Genomic DNA, 19,056 nt, shown 5'->3' with positions numbered 1-19,056 from the left:
GACTACTTCGAAGGGGTCGATTCAGCTTCCGATAGTTTAGCTTGGAATCTCGAGAGTGCGCGTTGAAAATCAGGGTGGTTTGGTTTTAAGGACAACGCCTTTTGTTGCTGTTCCACAGCATCCTTCCACTTCCCAGCTGCGAAGTAGCAATGCGCCAAAGTATCCAAATACTCCGCATGCTCCGGATTTAACGAGCAAGCCCTCCGGCTCATGAGGATTGCCTCGCCAAAATCCCCTTCGGTGTTTGCGATCAACCAAGCGAGCGAGTTGAGTTCATTGGCCAATTGGAGCGAAAACGTTTGGAAGTAATCGTTTCCAGCGCCATCCCTGAGAAATTGATCGTACTTGCGAATTCCATCCTTCATGCGAGTAACGATAGATCGCAAGCGCTCGCGACGTTTGGCTTGCAGTTCTGGTCCTGTCTCCAGCTTGTAAAGTCCGATCAGTGCATCGACATTTTCCTCGGAGGCATCGAGTGAGAGTATGTATTGGCGCGCTGCTTCCCCAATGTTGTTCTCCATACGAGCGGCATCGCCGGCGTACTGGTGGTAGCTCGTGACGATGAAGGTAAGGAGTTGGGATTGCTCCACCATCTGTCGTCGAAACATCGGCTCCTTTTCCAATCGAAGAACGAACGGCTCGAGAGTGAGTTTCGCTTCGTTATGTTTTCCGAGGGACTGTTGAATCTCAGCCAACTTGAACAATGCCATGAGGGAAGAGTCCAGAGTTAGATCCTCCCCTGCGGCTTGCTTCAGTTCCCGCTCTGCCCACTCGAAACGGCCTCGATCGGCCAAAGTCTTGCCAAGGACATAGCTATTCTCTTTCGCCGAACGGTTCCGGTAGGCGAAAACGGCGTCCAAGCCCGGATTGGCAGCTTGATCTTTGTCGCCGCCCGAAACATCGATTGGATCCCCCTTCCAATCCAGAGGGCTGCGCTCCAATTGCTTGCCATTCCAAGCGGCGAGCGCAATCCGTTCTGCTTTCTCGTTGTCGCCAAGTTGCAAGTAGCTTTCGGCCAGGTAGTAAGTGAAGATCGGTTCGCGGGCGAGGATTCGAATCGGCAGCAGCTGGTGTTGCTTGTGGACCAATTCGGGCAATTGCAATTGCAGAGCCCACTGGGCGAAACCATTCGCAGCAGCGGACTGCTGACCAAGCTGAGCTTGTCGGTGCAACGATTGGTTCAAGGTCGGTTCCAAGAGTTTTCCGGCGATGGAGAGAGCTTGTGCGCGCGTGCTCGGTTTTGCGCTCAGCTGTTGTGTGACCCACTTGATGAGTTCCACCGCGACTTCGATGCTGGTCTCCTGCGTGTTTTTCCCAATTAGCGCCCTTTCGTTATCGATTTGGCGAACCCACCAATCGACATCGAAATCTTGATCGCTCGTGACTGCACTCTTCTCACCCGCGATTGCACTGTGGAATGTTTGGATCCAATGACTGGAGTCGCTTGTGCCTCCGTCGATATACCGCAAGATCTTTTGCGATCGGCCGATGGGTGATTGGCCAACCAGAGGCTTGGACTTCAGAACATGGATGGCCGCTTTTTTGGCAAGAGCCCCGACCGTTTCGTAGCGAGCCAATCGGCATAGGGCTGCAAGTCCTTCGTCTCGTTCTAGGCGAGCAAGTTCGTCGATGAAGACCGATTTTTCGTAAACTTCGGCGGCCCCGAAATTGCTGAGGATTTCGCGAACCTTGGGAGAGTCGTATTCCCAAGCCCAATTGAACTGATTGCTGCGGACAATGAATCGGGCGGAGGACGCGATCTGAGGATCTGCATCAAAACTGGCCGCATGGAGTCGATCCAGCGCGACAACGCCAATTCTTTCCAACTCGGCACGTGCGTTTTGGCGTTTCGAGTAGCTCGGGTCCGCGAGAAGACGAATAAGGTCCTGAATTCGCGCATCGATCTGGGAGGAATCCGTTCCCCCGTCGGAGGACCGTGCGAGGGGATCCGTGGAATACAAATGTCTTGGGAAAGACAACGGCAGCACGAGACCAGCGGCGATAGCCAGCGCGAAACCTTTGAATTTCATCTCGGAATCCTGTCCTTGGGGCGAGTTGGGGTTGATGAATTGGATCGCCGTAGGCGTTTGGCCAGCGTGCGTTGCTCGACGCCTCTTGGGCGCGAGGTCCGTTTAGGGTGGGTAAGCCGATATAACCCTATCCATTGGCCGATTCGTTTTACCATTATTTTAGTAGCGGGATCAAGAAAATTTTGACAGATGCCCTATAGGTTCGATAGGATAGATGGTTCAGGGAATGGCGGCAGAATGCGCCTTCCCCCTCGTCTGCACACACTTGTCTACCCTTTTTGCCGGGAATCCTGAGTTCCGGTGGTTGATCTTTTCCGCTTTCACTTCCAAGCGTAAGGGATCACCCCCTGTTTCGACTGACGGATGCTCTGCAAGTTGGCTTAGGAGATTCGCACGATGGCGAAGAAAATTCAACATGTTTGGGGCCTTGAGATTGGCCAGAGCTCCATGAAGGCGCTCCGATGCCATCTGGAGGGGGATACGGTTGTCGCCGACACCTTCGACTTTGTCGAGTATCCGAAAATCCTCAGCCAGCCCGAGGCGGAGCCGGAGGCGTTGATCTCCGACGCGCTCGAACAGTTCACTTCCCGAAACGATCTACGAGGTGCCTTGGTCGCCGTGAGCGTTCCAGGCCAAAGCGGGCTTGCGAAGTTCTTCAAGCCACCGCCCGTGGAAGTGAAGAAGATCGGAGACATTGTCAAGTACGAAGCCAAGCAGCAGATCCCCTTCGACTTGAAAGACGTCATTTGGGACTTCCAACAAATGGAAGGAGCTCAAATTGAAGATGGCTACGCGTTGGAAAGCGAAGTCGGGCTTTTTGCGATGAAACGGGAAGCGGTGTTCCGCGCCTTGAAGCCATATCGCGACCGCAACATCGACATCGATCTGGTTCAGCTCGCCCCCATGAGTTTGTACAACATGGTGACCCACGATCGCTTCGCAGAGCGACTATCCAGCGAGACATTCGATCCGGAATCCCCGCAAAAATCGGTCGTGATCTTATCGATCGGTACCGATGCTAGCGACTTGATCGTGACCAACGGATTCCGCGTATGGCAGCGAAATATTCCGATCGGCGGGAACCATTTCACGCGTCAGCTAACCAAGGACCTCAAGCTGACCTTCGCGAAAGCGGAACATCTGAAGCGAAACGCATTACAAGCCGATGACCCGAAGCTGGTATTCCAAGCCATGCGGCCTGTCTTCAATGACATGGTTACGGAAATCCAACGATCGTTGAACTTCTACAAGACGGTGAATAAAAAGGGAGAGATCGAATCGATGCTCCTTTTGGGGAACACATCCAAGCTCCCTGGCTTGTTGCAGTTCCTGAACAAGAATCTTGGGATGGAAGTTCAAGCCCTTGATCGTTTCCCGAAGCTTGAAGGAAACGAAGTCATCGGTGCGCAGGCGTTCAAAGAGAACGTGCCTGCATATGGTGTTGTTTATGGGCTTTGCTTGCAGTTGCTCAAGCGAGGGCCCATGAAGACCAGCCTGTTGCCTCGCGACATCGTGCTCGAACGGGTCATTCGCAACAAGAAACCTTGGACAGTCGGAGCCCTTTCGATCCTGTTGGGAGCCATGGTGACCTATCATGCGACCAAAGGGCAAGCGTTGAGCGTGGTGGATGTCTCGAGTTGGAAAGATGCAGAGTCCAAGGTGGAGACGCTGTCAAAGACTTCGAGTTCGGAGTTCTCCAAAGACTCGTCGTTGACCGGCAAAGCCAAGCTTTACCGCGAGGTGGGTAAGGAAGTGAGTTCGGGGGCCAGCCGGCGTCTGCAAACGCTCGAGCTCCTCAAGGTTGTCGAGGCTTCCTTATTCAAGAATCCGGATGAACTTGACAAGACGCCTGTGGAATTGCCTTACAACAAGCGAAAGGACTTCCACGTCACCAGCATTGAGCAGAAGTACTTCGCCGACTTGGAAAAATGGTTCACGCCGGATCTCAAGACAAAGTATCTCGATGGGGTGAAAACCAGACGCGCGTGGTTTGCCCCCGAAAAAGTAGCGGATGCGATTCCCGACCCAAGCCCCTTGACCGGCCCCGGTTGGGTTATCGAAATCAAAGGCTACCATTACTACAACGGCATCATCGGCGAAGAGAAGCAAGATCACGTTTTGCGTTACATGGTCGAGTTTCTCGAAAATGGAACCATCGAGTTACCGATGGTCGACAAAACAGGAATCTCTCCCCCTGCTGAAGGTAAACCGGCGATCCCGGAGGGGCATGTATTAGTAAAGGATCTGGGGATTCGACTCCCCGTCATACGACTTGCTCAGCCCCTCAACGCAAAGCATCAGATTGCCAACCCAGAGTATTTCCGACTGCTCAATGAGGAACGCATAAAGGCCGCAGCTGCCGCCGGAGCGGCAGGTGGCGTCGGAGGTGAGGGTATTGGATCGGGCGTTGGTGGCCCAGGCATGGGAGGTCCCGGAATGGGCGGGCCCGGTATGGGTGGGCCTGGCATGGGTGGCTCCGGATTAGGGGGCCCCGGTATGGGTGGCTCGGGAATGGGCGGATACGGCGCGGAAGGGGGAGGGATGACGGGTGCAGCCGCCTTCAAACCACTGAAGGATGAGAAAGGGAACGAGGTTCAACCCTTTTTCGATGCACCCAAGTTTGAGTTTGTTCTGCAATTTGCATGGAAACCCCGTTTCGAGCCCGAAGGGGGAAGTCTAGCGGGTGGAGTGATTACCGAATCCACCGAAGAAGGTGTTGATGGCGAGGGAAGCGTTGATGCATCGGCCGACGCATCGACCACTCCTTGATTTAAACTAGCACTTGAGAATCTGAAACAAATCAAAAGGCGACCATGCCATGGATAAATTGAAAAAGCAACTTGCTCCGGTCCTCAAACATCAGTTCTGGATTCTTTCTGGGCTGATTCTCGTGTTAGCTGCCGTGGCCTTTACCATGACAGCGATGAGCATTTCGAAGGAGATCTCGTCTCGAGTCAGCGCCATCGACGCGAAATACTCGGAGGTCCAGAATGTAAGCGGGAAAGTCGCGACACACCCCAACGCGGAGTCCCACCGTCGTATGGAAGAGATCCTCCAAGTGATGGAGAAGGACGTCGAGCAGGCGTGGGATATGCAGTACTCGCTGCAACTGGATTTGATGAAATGGCCCGACGAGGCGTTCAAAAGCAAAGAGATTGCTAACATCTTCCGAGGCTTCCGACCGGTTGAAAAGTTTATCGATTTCCCAATTGAGACGCTTGTTGGCGACGCTGCCCGCGTCACCGAATCCGACCGCCGCATCTATCGCGATTACATCGGCCCCACGTTTCAAAATGTGACCAAGATCATCGGGACCGAATGGAAGGCGAAGATGGAATCCATTACCCCTCCAAGTGGAGGGAGTGGTTTCGGCTCGGGTGGATATGGAATGGAAGGCTCCGGCGGCTATCCTGGCGCTGGTGGCTACGGCTCCGAAGGGGCTGGCGGACCGGGTGGTGTCGGAGGACTTGGCGGTCTCGGCGGGGAAGGCGGATATGGCGGAGAGGGAGGTTATGGAACTCCATTAGCCGGTCCTGGCTCGACCGATGTGGTCCGCTGGAGCGCGGCCTCGCAACAGACCCTACTGAATCAGATGGTCCCCTGGTACAGCCCCAATGCGACTCCATCTATCTTGGACATCTACTACACCCAGGAAGATATTTGGCTGCTCACCAATATCATGGAGATCATCAAGAAGACTAACGGTGAAGCTCGAGAAAACTTCCAAGCTGTGGTAAAGGAGATTGAGTTTGTTCGTTTCGGAAGGCACGCCAGCCGCGATGCAGGAACGATCATGGGCAGTAGCACCGGAATGGGAATGGGAGGTCCCGGCGGTGGCTATGGAATGGAAGGAGAATCCGGCCTCGATAGCGGAAGCGGATTCGGTTCGGGTGATTCCGGATCCGGTGAAATGGGCGGATACGGATCCGAAATGGAGGCTGGCGGCGAACCAGGAATGCCCGGCATGTCTACAGGTCGCGCGGCGATCGATCCTGCCGACAATCGCTATATCAGCTTCGCAACGGAAACATTCTTCCAACCCCGAAAAGGGATGGATGTCCGAACTTCAGTCCGTGAGAACGTCAGCCCAGACAACGCGGTCGACTCGGTCGCGAAACGGATTCCCATTCGATTGCGAGTCAAGATGGAGGCGAGCAAGGTCCATCGTTTGATCAGCGAGTGCGGCAATGCTCCCTTCATGCTGGAGGTCTATCAAGTTCGCCTCAACACGGCCGCCGCCCCTGAATCGGGTGGTGGCGGCGGTGGCTACGGTTCGGGTGGTTACGGTGCAGGTGGTCCCGGCGGTAGCCTTGGCGGCCTCGGAATGGGATCCGAGGGAGGGATGGGCATGGAGGGTGGCAGTGGCTACGGCAGCGAAGGTAGTGGCTCCGGATACGGTGCAGATGGCTACGGCGGAAGCGGTTCCGGCGGCTATGGTGCAGGTGGGTATGGTGCGGGACAAATGGGAAATTTACCGGGACTCAAGCCGGAGGTTACCGAAATCCCCGTGGAAATATTTGGATTGATCTACTTCTACAACCCCTGCAACATGAGTTTGCTGGGTGTTGAAAAATTGGATGTCACCGAGGGAGGCGAAGCGGATAGTACCGCAGCCACCAATGCGGACCCAACCAACAACGGTGGTGCGGCAGCGTCGGCGGATTCCGGTGCCCAGCCCGCATCGGTCCCTCAAGAAACTCCAGCGGGATCGGATCCTGCGAACGCACCGCCAGCTACTGGTAGTGCCGATCCGACGACACCTCCGGCTGATCCAGGGGCAGGCCAACCAACGGAGCCCCCTGCGGCGGGAGCACCTGCAAACAACGGAGCACCTGGTTCGGATCCGGGCGCCCCACCAACGAATCCCCCGGTGGACCCAGCGGCCGCCCCAGGGACAGCCAATTCGACGGATCCAGGGACTGGCGCAGGAGCCAGCCAGCCCTCACAACCCAACTAGAATCTTTTGAAGCTTAGAATCGGAGTTCAATCGTGGCGAAGAAAAAGAAAAGTTCGAATGCCGGCAAAGGCTTCAGTGCCAAGGAGTTTCTCCTCTTCCACGCGGAGAAAATAGTGTTCGCGTTGATCGCAATACTCTCGCTGACATTGGTTTTCCTAGGATTTTCGGGGCAAAAGTTTTCCGCTTCGAAGTCGCCGGAAGATTTGAAAAAGAAGGCCGAGTCGACCTTGGCCAGCGCCATTTCACAGGACCACTGGGAGCAGATCCAAGAGGCGGAGCCGGAGAGGGTCAACAATGTCAGCTACGCACGAATCGCCAGTGAAACACGCGGGGAAGTCCAGGCAGGGAACTACGTAAGTCGTATTTGGAAAGAACCACCTGGAAAGGCGGCCCGGCGGGGCGACCCCGAGCTGAAGGCCCCGATCAAGCTCCAGGGGCAGTTTTTCTCAGCCCCTATCCCCGGGCGACGTCCTTCGGATCCATTTGAGACCTTGCAAGACGCCAAAAAGCCAGAGGAAAAACAACCACCTCGCCGCGGGCGCGGAAATCAAGGCATGGGCCCAGGTGGATACGGGGGTATGGAAGGAGGATCGGGTAGCGGCTACGGAGCAGAAGGCTCGGGCTCCGGGTACCCTGGTTCGGGAGCTGGCTCCGGGTATCCAGGATCCGGAGGATCTGGGACCGGAACGGGGCTCGCTGGAAATCTACCGATGAAGCGATTGCTAAGTCCGGGGTACGACAGGGGCTTCAAACCGGGGATGTTCCTGAACCCGCCAACGCCACAAGAAGCGAAAACCAATCGTGCAGTGGTTCCTGTATCGGAATACAAAGCGATTGTCGTGACCGCGATTGTCGAGCACCAAGAACTGGAAAAGAACTACTCGAAGGAGTTCGCGGATGTGCCGGAATATATCGAGCGTCGCGATACCCCCTACTATCAAGGGTTTGAAGTGCAGCGTGTCGAAGTCACTTCGGATGCAACAGACATCCCTGAAGACGCCTGGAAAACCGTCGATGCCGCCGGTTCCGAGGCGTACAAGGAAAAGGCGAAAGAATTTTTTGGGCTCTGCAAAGAGGTAAACAATTCTTATTGGACCAACGCCAACATCACGATGCCGATTCCACCGGTGCTTCTTATGGACTATCGCCCGATGTGCAGTCACCCCGATATTCCCTCCGACATCGGAGAATTGGTTCGAGACGATGACGGAGCTCCCGGCCAAACGGGTAGCTTCGGGATGGGCGGCTATGGTGCTGGTGGCTATGGTGCTGGTGGCTATGGCTCGGAGATGGGTGGATACGGAAGTGGTTCCGGATACGGCGGCGAAATGGCCGGCGGGTCGGGCTATGGAATGGGCGGAAGCGAAATGGGAAGCGGATCCGGTTACGGATCCGAAATGGGTGGCAGCGGGTACGGCGGTAGTGGATATGGAGGCAGTGGATACGGAGCTGAAGGTTCTGGTAGCGGATACGGCGCTAGCGGATATGGGGCCGAGGGCTCCGGTTCCGGTTATGGTTCCGACGGAGGATTGGGTGGTTCGTATGGTGGTGGTTCCGGGGGCATGGGCATGGGTGGTACGGCCGGGTTCGGTATGCAACTACCCCCTAAATTGCCAAGCACCAAATACAAATTGGTCCGATTCTTTGACCCCACTGCGGAAGTCGGCAAGTCGTATCGTTATCGCGTACGATTGACGATGTACGACCCGAATTTCCCTGAATTCGAGATCCATGCGCCCAAGACAATGAATCTGAAAGCGGAAGCGATGTCCCGCGTTCAAGATCTAAAGATGAAAATCGTCCCTGATAAGACGATGGGCAACAAACGAAAAAGCGAACGACTATCACCTTGGTCGGCTCCTTCCGATCCGATCTTGGCCGCGGCCCCAACGCCGGTCTATGCCGGAGAGGTTGAAAAGCCTTCGTTGATTCGTTTGGAAACGGGCGAGCAAGTCGAAAGTCGACCCACGAAAACGGAATTGGTCACGATCAACAATGTGGGAATGATCAATTTTTCGATCAAGGATTCTCAGCCTGTATCGCGTGGTCAGATCATCGCAGGGACACACAAGCCAAATAAAGATGGCTACGAATTCGTGCACCCGATTACCAAGGTTCTGAAGATTCCCAAGAGGATTCGCGATGAAGTCGGACCGAAGTTCAACATCGTGCTACCGAACGTGTTGGTAACGGTTCTCGATGTGGGGGGCGGGACTCCGCTCCGAGCATCCAGCTCTAGAGACGAGTTGCTCGTTGGGGGTGAAGTGATTTGCTTTGACGCCAAGACAGGTCAGATTGTGGTGGGGCGTGAATTTGAGGATTTCACCGATTACAACGGCGCCGTGAAACCGGACGAACCAGCCATCGGCCCACTGGGTGGCGGAATGGGTGGCGCCGCGGGAATGGGGTCTGGCTACGGAAGCGAAGGAAGTGGCCCAGGCGGTTCGGGCGGTCCAGGAGGTCCAGGTATGGGTGGGCCCGGCATGGGTGGCCCTGGGATGGGCGGAGGCGCTGGCTATTGATCCGGGCGCAGAACCCTTTGCGGCCTGAACCGCAGTGAGTATCAGCAAGAAAGGCCAACCCAGGGTTGGCCTTTTTTGTTTCAGTTCTCGCATTCCGCGAGTTAAGATACTAATACGCCTTGAGCAACTTCTTTGAAAAAGTTCCCATGAAATCGAGCATATCTCCCTTCCTGTCCGCACTGGCTATCCTGGTTGTCTCCGCAGGCGTGGGAACAGGTCAATGGAGCGATCAATCGCTGAGCAATAGTCAACTGACCCTGCATTGGGAAGGAAACATCGGCGGATCGGCTCTGGCAAACGGAGAGAAATCCCTCGTCATTTGGCCCCACTCTACCAAGCGGCGCGAGATTGTTCGATTGGTTGATAACGGACGCGTTCTCGCATCGTTTCGAGGAGACGAAGTCAACGAGGAGGCGCTCGAAGCGTCGATTCTTGAGGGTAAGAGAGCGGAGAGAATTCCACGGCTGGGAATGGAGGGCGCCAAGGACAAAGCCGACCAGTTAGCCAAGATCTACCAACGCATCGGTCGTAACGTCGAGTTGCAATCGGAGAATCCACAACAAATCTATGCCGTCTCCATCAGTTCCACCGGCGTTGTCTGCGCGATGGACGCAGAGAACGGTTCTATTTTGTGGAAGAACCAATTGCCCCATTTTCGGCAACCGATGCTCGGGCCGGGAGTGTCGGATGAGTATGTCGTCGCAGTCAATGGCGGAGAGTACTTTGTCTACGATCTTCTCACTGGGAACACCATTGCGAGACGCAAACTAAGCCACATCGCCACAGGGTCACCACTTCCCATTGCGGGAAAAGCAGCGATCCCTTCGGTGGGAGGAAGACTGGTACTTTACGACATCCTTGCATCCGACGCGGCCCCATTGATCTTGAGAATTGGCAGCGAGAATCGTCTGGGTCTGTCTGTGACTCCTGATCGAGAGTACTTGGCCTGGCCGATGCGAAACAAGTTGGTGATTTCCAAATTGCAAGATCCACCGATCCTATGGACATCCGCCATCGCGACCTCGGAGATCCCAGCATCCCCTGTGATTACACAGAACGGATTCCTCTTTATCACCCAGGAAGGTGTCGTGACGCGATGCACGACAGACAGGATCAATCCGATTGCTTGGAAAGTGAAGTTGGGAACGACCAGCAATCAATCTCCGGTCATCGGCAAAGATGTGGTAACGATTGTTTCAGAGGACGGGTTGCTGTTTGCAATGAAGTTGGAGACTGGCGATCCTGTTTGGCAAACACCTTTGCAGGGAATTCAAACGGTCTTGAATGTCACAACCAATCATATCTTCGCCATCGATACGGCGAAAAACTTGGTGACCATCGACATTGCAAAGCAGCGAGTGGTATCGAAGATCTTTATCGGGTTAGCCACACCGGTTCCCAATTCCGTTACAGACAGACTTTACCTTGTCGATGCAAAGGGGAAGGTGAGTTGTTTGCGTGAACCGCAGGCGGAGGAGCCAACCCTTTTGGTTCCCGTTGCCCCCAAGGTGGAAGCTGCCGGGGAGCCTCAACCAACCGAGCCAGCCGAGAGCGTTTCACCTGGAGATGCGAGCAACGTGTTTAGTGCGGAGCCCACTCCTGTCACACCGGCTGGGGATGATCCATTCGGGGATCCTTGATCTACTTCGGGCCCCATGTGACCGATAGCGAGGGTCATGGAGCGGGGATGATTTTGAGCTCCATCGATTGGAGTAGCCTTTGTTGAGGTGAGCCAGGCAAAGCGATCGTGAGTTCTTGCGCGCTCTCCATACGAGTGACCTTTCCTCGTTGTCGATCAAACCAAATCGTCCCCGCAAAGTCTTGCTTGGTGATCTTGGCTTCTCCCGAACCGTCGGCGAATCGAGCTCCGGTCGAAGACTTGAATTTATCAAGTGTCGTATCGCCGACCATTTCTGATCCGACGTATTGATAAGTGGTATCCACGATCACCGGTTTGTCCCCTAAGGACCATTTCGACTGAATGCTCCATGGCTTACCAATCTCGACGACATCATTTGGGAATTGGATCCCTATGCCTGGAGTGCTGGACGAAGAGCCTTTGGAACCAAGCAGTGTGGAATAGGAAACAGGATGTGCTCCAGTCGCCCCAGCGGCAGTGTTCGCATCGGGCATCTCGATTGCTTCCCCTGTCGGACGTATTTGCGTACGAATTCTTTTCCCCAATTGGGCTTGGGCGTGGTTCCAATACGGATTGTTGGCGGCAGCTGGCGATGACTTAGAGTCGAAGATCTGTTCACCGCGAACAGTCCGAACCGTAAGCTTGGCATGGATCAGCTCTTGAGAGACGGTAGCGATACCGTCTTGCGAGACTTGTTCCACCGAAGCTTGCCAAGTGAGAGAATGCTGCAGACTAACCTTTTCAGATTCCTGGTCACCGATTTGCATTTCCGTCGATTGCTCCGACTCCATGGCCCAACGTTCGCCGGCAACGAACTTCCATCGAATCTCTTCTCCGGACGCAAACGGCATCGCACAGAGAGTGAACAAAAGGGCGAAGGAAATGGCGATCTTCATGAATTGCGCAGAGCCTTTCGAGGGCGTGAAGTGTGTAGTAAAGACAGGCCGTAGGATCCTAGCGAATTAGGTCCTGCGACTGCAACCCAGCCGAAGGCATTGCTCGATAAAGACTCAGCGGACGTATGAAAAAAGGGCCGGCGGAAACCGCCGGCCCTTCTGCATTTCAAATAAATCCTCCGACCGTTTGCGGCACGACACGGAGCCGCTGCGAGACTGGCGAAGATCAAGCGTGCTACTGCACTCGCCTGTTGCGATCTAGGCCAACGCAAAATGATGGTCCCTCAGCCGGAAAAACGACCGGAGGCTTAAAGTGCTGCTCATTTCCAAGCGGCACGGATGAACTATAGATAACCGCAAAGGCTAGGGAAAGGGAGAATCAGAATGAGACGGGGCGATTATGCGTTTTCTGCGCGATAAAGCATGCGTCCGCAGCTTGGGCAAATCGTCGGTTTCCCCATGCGAAGTTTGTCAAGAATTCCGGGCGTGAGATTTGTATTGCATCCGCCGCAGGATTGCCCATCGAGTTCGGATAGGGCGTCGGGTCCGCGAGCCGAGACGAGCCTCTGGTAATCCTTGGCGAAATCTTGGGGGAGATTGGACTCGATCGCCGACAGATCCTGGCTGGCCTTTTTCAGATCTTCGCGCAAGTCAGCAAGTCGTTTCTCGACGTTTGCGATGACCTTGGCTTTTTCGGCTTCCGCAAGTTTGACACGTTCTTCTAGATCGATGGTAGCCGATTGGAGGGCATCGACTTCCTCGAGCGCTTCGAAGATCTCATCTGAAAGAACGCTGGTCGCTTGCTTGTCTGCTGCGATTTGGTCCTTGAGCATTTGATATTCGCGATTGTTCTTCGAAGCGTTCATTTTTGCTTCGAGGTCTTGGATTTTGTTCTCGCGTTCTCGCTGCTGAAGCTGCTTTCGATCTGCGTCCATGCGTCGTTCGCGGATCGTGTTCTTGCACTTCTGCAACGCATCGACCGCAGCATCGAGTTGCAATTGTGCGGATTGGACCAAACGAGGGCCGCGAGCGATCTGACTTTCAAGTTCAGCGATATGGTTCAAACGATGGTGAAGATTTCGCACCACGGAATCGGAAACGCTCATGCTACCCCCCTCAAGTCACACCCAATCCAAAACGGGAAGCCATTAAAGCAGAAAACCCTGCTGAGACAATGCGATCAGACTTGATTCACGCGAGAATATGGAGCCAAGTACCAGGGGTGGAGCGATTGAAAGGGTGATGGCCCACATCGAGGGGAATAGGGTGTAGGGTGGAAAAGCTCCATTGCCCAGATGCGGTGATATTCTCAACAACACCTGTCCTCAAACGGAATCCGAAAGACTATCATAGGTGTGTGAGTGTCGAAGACCATGGTTGATCACCATGGGAATTGGTCGTATCCGTCACAGGCCAGCGTAGGGGCTCTCCCCTCCCAAACGCTTCAGAACTCGTTCTCGTCAAGGTTCAACAAATCAATGGATGCAAGCAAGGTATTTGACCTGGTCGGTAAGGCTTCGTATGTCGCGCTGGCTGCAGTGGCTCTTTGGGGTGCCTACTATGTCGTGTTGGTTCTCTCTCGCGTGAATCGCAAGAGGTTCAAGACCGAAGCGGCTCAAGACGCGTTCCTAGAATCGATCGAAGGGGACTTGCGACGCGGTGATTTCGACGCGGTGCTTCAAGCGTGTGAGGGGGACCAACGGGCTCTTCCCATGATGGTTACCTACGCTGTGAAGAACCGCATCTTCGGGTTCAACAAGACTCGGCAGTTGACGTTGGATCGATTTCAACGGGATGTGATCGCGGACTTGGACTACAACATTGCGTGGATTGTGACGGTGATCAAGACGGCGCCGATGTTGGGATTGTTCGGTACGGTGGTTGGGATGATGGGCGCGTTCGGAAAGCTTTCGACAGCCGCCAATGTGAGCCCGTCGGATCTGGCTCAGGATATTCGTACCGCCTTGGAAACGACCGCCATCGGTTTGACGATCGCGATCCCCTTGGTGATGTGCATGGCAACCATTACGAACCGAATTCGCCACATGCAGGATCTCGTCGGATCGGGGTTGGCTCGTTTTCTCGAGGCGTTTAAGGTTGGCATGGAGAAAGAGCATCGCTCCGGTCGCCAAAGCGCTTAACGAATGCAGAAGAGTACTTCCGTATTTCGTTTGCGATCGAGTTGATTTCGTTCCTTGGAGACTCCAGGAGAATCCATGTCCAGCAGCGTCGAATATACATTCGAACAGGAATCTGCACCTGAGGATGTACAGATGCCACCTCGTCCTCCCATGGATGACGAGATGGATATCACCCCGATGATCGATTTGACATTCTTGCTTCTTATCTTCTTCATCCTCACATCGAAGATGACGGGGGAGAAGACCTACGATATTCCGCCCGCTAAACACGGGACTACGGTCCCTAGCAAAGCCTGTGTTTCGGTCATCGTTACCCGAGGGACAGGAGAGGCGCCGATTGTGGCTCGCGGGGATGGAACGCTCTTCTCGGACGACCCAGAACAGCAAGCGGCAGAGATCAGCGAATACGTTCAACTGGAGTTGGAATCGGGGCGCAAGACCGAGGTCTTAATTCGCGCGGAAGGAAATGTTACCTCGGGTCAATTGAATAAAGTGAAACAGGCAATCGGCGAAGTGATTGGCGAAGACAAATTGATCAACATTGCCGTTTCGGAGGCGCTTTAATCAATGTCGATTCGACTTACATGCCCTGAATGTCAATCCGCTCTGTCTGTCAACAACCGATTGTCAGGCCGAGAAATCCGTTGCCCCCACTGCAATGGCAGTATCACGGTCCCAGGCAAGCAGCTGGAGTCAGAACCAAAAGATGCCCCCGAGAGCCACTCTCCATCCAGTCCCTTCGCGAACAAATCGATCGAACCAGAAAAATCGACAACATCGGAAGATGAGTTGCTCGAGCCTGCTGAGTTAGCAGAACCGACTGGAGCAGAGGGAATCGAAACCGAGGAGATCGAGGTCGCTGAGCTGGTATTGGATTCCGCGTCTGGCACGACAGGGACGAAACGAGATCCAGTTTCAAGTCCGCGAAGCAGCAGTCTGTTGCTGGGAAGCTTGGAACAGGTCAGCTTGGAGCTGGAACGAGAGCAATCTTTGCTAGCCGATGGAGAAGACGAAGCCGAGGAAATCTCCTTCCCCAAAAAGGAGCTACCCAAAGATGACATGGACATGACCCCCATGGTCGACGTCACGTTCCTCTTGCTTATCTTCTTCATGATCACCGCATCCTTCAGCAAAGAGAAGGTGTTTGAAGAACCACCGCCCCTGTCGGACAATGCGGCCATGGCGACGGAGCCTCCGCCAGTTTTCGATTTGGTCCGAGTGCAAATTGATGAGTTCAATGGATACACCATTATTTTGCCTGGGGGGGATGAGCGAGAGGCGAGTAGCAAGCAGGATTTGTTGCTTGCACTTTCCGACGCGCGTGCGGAGGTCGTGACAGGTGCAAATGAGGATCAACTCAAACTCATGATCGAAGCCCATGTCGACTGCATCCATGCCGCCGTAGTCGCGGCGTTGGATGCGGGGCGGGATAAAGGATTCACGAATTTTCAAGTTCAAGTGGTCGAGGAGTTTCAATAGTCGATGGCAGCAACTGCTTTTATTCGTTTGCTTGAAAGTCGTGGACTGCTCGATCCGGAGATCATCCAAGAGCTCTACCGCCAAGTCGAAACGTCTAAGGTTCGGGTAACCCCAGAGGCGATCGCAAAGCTTCTGGTCGAGAACGGACAATTGACACGCTTTCAAGCGACCAAGCTGATCACCGAGTTGAACGAGTCGCTCGATCGTTCCGCGAACGATCCAACGACCGCTTTGCGAGGCGGACGCCCCATCGACCCCCCCGTCCCCAGCGACTACGACTCCGTTGAAGATCTACTGCCAGATGACATGGATGAAGTCGACGTAGAAGTCGTTTCCGAGTCCAGTGGTCGGGGTGAATCAGACGAGAATGAAACCCCAGTGGAAATCGTTGCAACGACCGCACCGGTAAGTCGATCGGATTTGGATGTCGATGACTTTCCAAAGCGAGTCATCGCAGGCGGAGCCCCTACGAAAAACGCTTGGGAGTCCTTTCGCATTCTCGGGGTTGGATTCTTTCTGTTGTTGTTGCTCGTCGCGTTGGTCCCATTGGTTTGGTGGGTAACACAGGGGACGGCAAAAGAAGCTTTCGATCGTGCAGAGGCCACATACGAAGCCCGAGATTACGAGACCGCCGCGAAATTGTTTACCGACTTCGCGTACAAATTCCCGAGGGATGATCGAGCGAGCGAAGCGAAGGTGCGGTCTGTTCTCGCGACCGTTCGGGAGGATGCCGAAAAAGTTGCCGACCCCACCACCGCCGCAACACGAGCCCAAGAGTTACTTCCCTCGATCGCCGGGGAGGATGCAGTGGGAGTTCTTCGACCCGATATGTCGGACATGTTGCTTCGTATCGCAGACAAGTTCATTTCTCGAATCGACAACACCGAATCACTGGAAGATCGCCAGAAACTGCTTGATCGGCTTGCGGAGCACATGGCTCTCATTCGTGACCCTCGTTACATAGGACCTCAAGAAAGAACGCAAAACTCGCTTCGTATCCAAGGGATCGAAGAAGGACAATCGCGCGCCGCCCGCGACATTCAGCGAGGCCAAGATTTGCTCGTGGCGATCGACACGATGACCAAATCGAATGAAGCGAAAGAGGTGAATAAGACATACGAAACCAGGCGAGACTTGGTCCGAAAATATCCTGTACTTGAAACCGATAAACGATTGAACGATCTGCTTGCTGCAGCCACCTTACTCCAAAAGGATCTCGTCCAATCGGTGTCGCAGCCGCCCATTCTTTCCACCGAAGAAGCGGCCTCCCCTCCGGTTCGCCGCGTTGTTTTCACAAATCGAAACGGGCAGGGGAATGCGAGCGATACCGAACCCGTGTTCTTCAAACTCAAAGGCTCCTTGGTCGCCTTGCGATCCGGGGATGGTTCGGTACTTTGGCGCCAGTTTATCGGTTACGATTGGACCGGTGCCCCTCAGTCGATCAGCTCCACTGGGGATAGCGATGTGTTGGTTCATTTCCCGGAGAGAAGTACCGTTCAGCGATTGAAAGCGTCCGATGGCAGTCTCGTTTGGGAGGCGAAATTCTCCGGCAAAGTCCATCGACCTCAAATCGATGGCGATGATGTTTTTGTCTCGACGCAAGACGGGCAAGCCTTCTGTTTGGACGCCGCCACCGGAACGGTCCGATGGGGAAAGAAGGTCCCTCAAGGAGCTGATGTTCCAGTGGGTGGAGCGATTGGAAAACGCATGCGTTATGTCGTCGGTGACCATTCCAATCTCTACGCATTCACCCGAGCTGGCGGCCAATGCGAGGAAGTGGAATATATCGGGCACAACCCAGGCACCATTGCGATCGCTCCGATCTGGGTCCTCAATCACCTTTTGGTATTTGAGAACACCGGTCCCGACTACTCCTACTTGAAAGTCTATACGACCAACGACGAAGGATTGGATATCCAACCAAGCGGTCAAATTCCGATACGCTTCAAGGGGCATTTCGTCGTCGACCCGCAAGTCGATGGTCGGCGTTTTGTAGTGACCACCAATCTCGGCGAAGTCGCAATCTTTGAAGTCGACCTATCGAGCAATCGCGAGAAGGTTCAGAAAATGGCTGGATCGATCGAGAAGGAGACCGATCCCATCGTGAATTGGCCTTTGATGATCGGGACAGATCTGTACTTGGCATCCAATCGAATTGGTTTGTATCAAATCCAAGTAAGCAGCCAGAAACTAAACCGCTCTTGGCAAAAAGAAGACGGTGATATGTTCGTGGCCAAACCGCTTCAAGCGGGTAATTCTGTCATCCACGCTCGGATGGTACGAGGCAATTTGGGAGTCCGTGTCGCAAGCATCAATGCGCAGTCGGGCGAGCTAAATTGGGAGACCGATATAGGAGTTCCTGTCACAGCGCTCGCAGGGGACGCGAAACAATGGACTGCGTTGACGGCCCAGGGAGCCGTTTACCAATTTACCCCCGAGCAATTCACCAATCCGTCTCCGGTCATTCAAATCGAAAACTTCGGTCGCAATCAACGCTTGATGAAGTTTATTTCGTCGGTGACTCTGCAAGACGGCAAGTTGGTGGTGTTCAATGCGGAGAAGGAAAACCAATTGCTTTTGATCGATCCATCTCGCTCGAGAAGCGTGAGCAGGCTGGTATCGATCGACTTCGGCGGTGCCACGGCGGCCAATGATCCCATCGCGGTTGGTAATCTGGTTGTCGTCCCCCTAACCAATTCTCAATTGGTATTGGTCGATCCGGACAACGCACAAATCGTTGGGGTTCCATTTCAACCCACGATTTCGGCTGGAGAGCAACCACGTTGGCTGAATCCGGTCCTGCTACCGGACAAGCAAAGCATTGTGATCGCCGATGAAGCTCGGAGCATCTACAAGCTTTCGACAGGAAAACAGTTGCGGACCATTTTGCAGCAAGATCTTGATCGTAAACTGAAGGGCCGCCTCTCGGTTCTCAACAACACCGTTGTCGCGGTAAGTACCAATGACTCTGGAGATCAGCTTGATTTCTTCGATGGCATTGAATTGAAGCTCTTTGCGTCCCTGCCTGTAGAGGGTCGGTTTGCTTGGGGGCCTTATTCGGTTCAATCGGGCGATGTGAATCTCGTTCTCGCGTATAGCGAAATCGAGGGGCTTGTTGCGGCCGACGACAAAGGGAAGAAGGTTTGGGCAAGTAGCTTGGATCGAATTCAGTTGCGAGGTCGCCCTGCGATTGTCGAAAGCGATTTATTGATTGGAACGGCCACCGGCGACTTGCTGCGAATCTCACCGACAGAAGGAAAGATCGTGGGTAAGGCCACGATTGGCGAGCCCGTATACCTTGCACCGATCGTGGAGGGGAACGCCGCTTTGGTCGCCGGTGATGAAGGAACCGTCATCGCCGTTCCTGTCCCGAGCGCGAACGAGTGATGATA

Annotated in this window: 11 protein-coding genes; 8 read left to right on the top strand and 3 right to left on the bottom strand. The window is 54.3% G+C overall.

The features are described from left to right. Positions 1–2: 2 nt before the first annotated feature. Entirely contained in the window at positions 3–2,030 is a 2,028-nt protein-coding gene (locus SH467x_RS19265; RefSeq protein WP_482368718.1) for a tetratricopeptide repeat protein, read from the bottom strand. 396 nt (positions 2,031–2,426) lie between these two features. Between SH467x_RS19265 and pilM the strand changes: the two genes are divergently transcribed. The 4 genes from pilM to SH467x_RS19245 all read left to right on the top strand — a co-directional run bounded on the left by pilM (position 2,427) and on the right by SH467x_RS19245 (position 11,149). Then, entirely contained in the window at positions 2,427–4,799 is a 2,373-nt protein-coding gene (gene pilM, locus SH467x_RS19260; protein WP_482368717.1) for a type IV pilus assembly protein PilM, read from the top strand. A gap of 49 nt (positions 4,800–4,848) precedes the next feature. Continuing rightward, a complete protein-coding gene (locus tag SH467x_RS19255) occupies positions 4,849–6,987 on the top strand; it encodes a hypothetical protein (RefSeq protein ID WP_482368716.1) in 2,139 nt (712 codons plus the stop codon). Positions 6,988–7,019: 32 nt separating this feature from the next. Next, a complete protein-coding gene (locus tag SH467x_RS19250) occupies positions 7,020–9,509 on the top strand; it encodes a hypothetical protein (RefSeq protein WP_482368715.1) in 2,490 nt (829 codons plus the stop codon). A gap of 146 nt (positions 9,510–9,655) precedes the next feature. Then, a complete protein-coding gene (locus tag SH467x_RS19245) occupies positions 9,656–11,149 on the top strand; it encodes an outer membrane protein assembly factor BamB family protein (RefSeq protein WP_482368714.1) in 1,494 nt (497 codons plus the stop codon). Positions 11,150–11,183: 34 nt separating this feature from the next. On the opposite strand, the gene SH467x_RS19240 is transcribed toward SH467x_RS19245, so the two are convergent. Further along, positions 11,184–12,044, bottom strand: coding sequence for a hypothetical protein (locus tag SH467x_RS19240; protein WP_482368713.1), 861 nt, complete (start codon positions 12,042–12,044; stop codon positions 11,184–11,186). A 398-nt stretch (positions 12,045–12,442) separates the two neighbouring features. After that, on the bottom strand, positions 12,443–13,150 hold the full coding sequence (locus tag SH467x_RS19235) for a zinc ribbon domain-containing protein (RefSeq protein WP_482368712.1): 708 nt from the start codon (positions 13,148–13,150) through the stop codon (positions 12,443–12,445). A 372-nt stretch (positions 13,151–13,522) separates the two neighbouring features. On the opposite strand from SH467x_RS19235, the gene SH467x_RS19230 reads away from it, so the two are divergent. The 4 genes from SH467x_RS19230 to SH467x_RS19215 all read left to right on the top strand — a co-directional run bounded on the left by SH467x_RS19230 (position 13,523) and on the right by SH467x_RS19215 (position 19,051). Beyond that, positions 13,523–14,185 carry a MotA/TolQ/ExbB proton channel family protein gene (locus SH467x_RS19230; protein ID WP_482368711.1) on the top strand — a complete coding sequence of 221 codons (663 nt, stop codon included), beginning with the start codon at positions 13,523–13,525 and terminating at the stop codon, positions 14,183–14,185. A gap of 75 nt (positions 14,186–14,260) precedes the next feature. Further along, complete coding sequence (locus SH467x_RS19225) at positions 14,261–14,749, top strand: ExbD/TolR family protein (protein WP_482368710.1); 489 nt, start codon at positions 14,261–14,263, stop codon at positions 14,747–14,749. Positions 14,750–14,752: 3 nt separating this feature from the next. Further along, a complete protein-coding gene (locus SH467x_RS19220; RefSeq protein WP_482368709.1) occupies positions 14,753–15,664 on the top strand; it encodes a biopolymer transporter ExbD in 912 nt (303 codons plus the stop codon). 3 nt (positions 15,665–15,667) lie between these two features. Beyond that, complete coding sequence (locus SH467x_RS19215; RefSeq protein WP_482368708.1) at positions 15,668–19,051, top strand: outer membrane protein assembly factor BamB family protein; 3,384 nt, start codon at positions 15,668–15,670, stop codon at positions 19,049–19,051. The last annotated feature ends 5 nt before the right edge of the window (positions 19,052–19,056 follow it).

This window comes from Brakhagea slesvicensis (assembly GCF_052161625.1).
Lineage (GTDB): Bacteria > Planctomycetota > Planctomycetia > Pirellulales > Pirellulaceae > JBKCUI01.
Note: the sequence above shows the minus strand (reverse complement) of the source record. Positions and strands in the feature narration are given on the sequence as shown.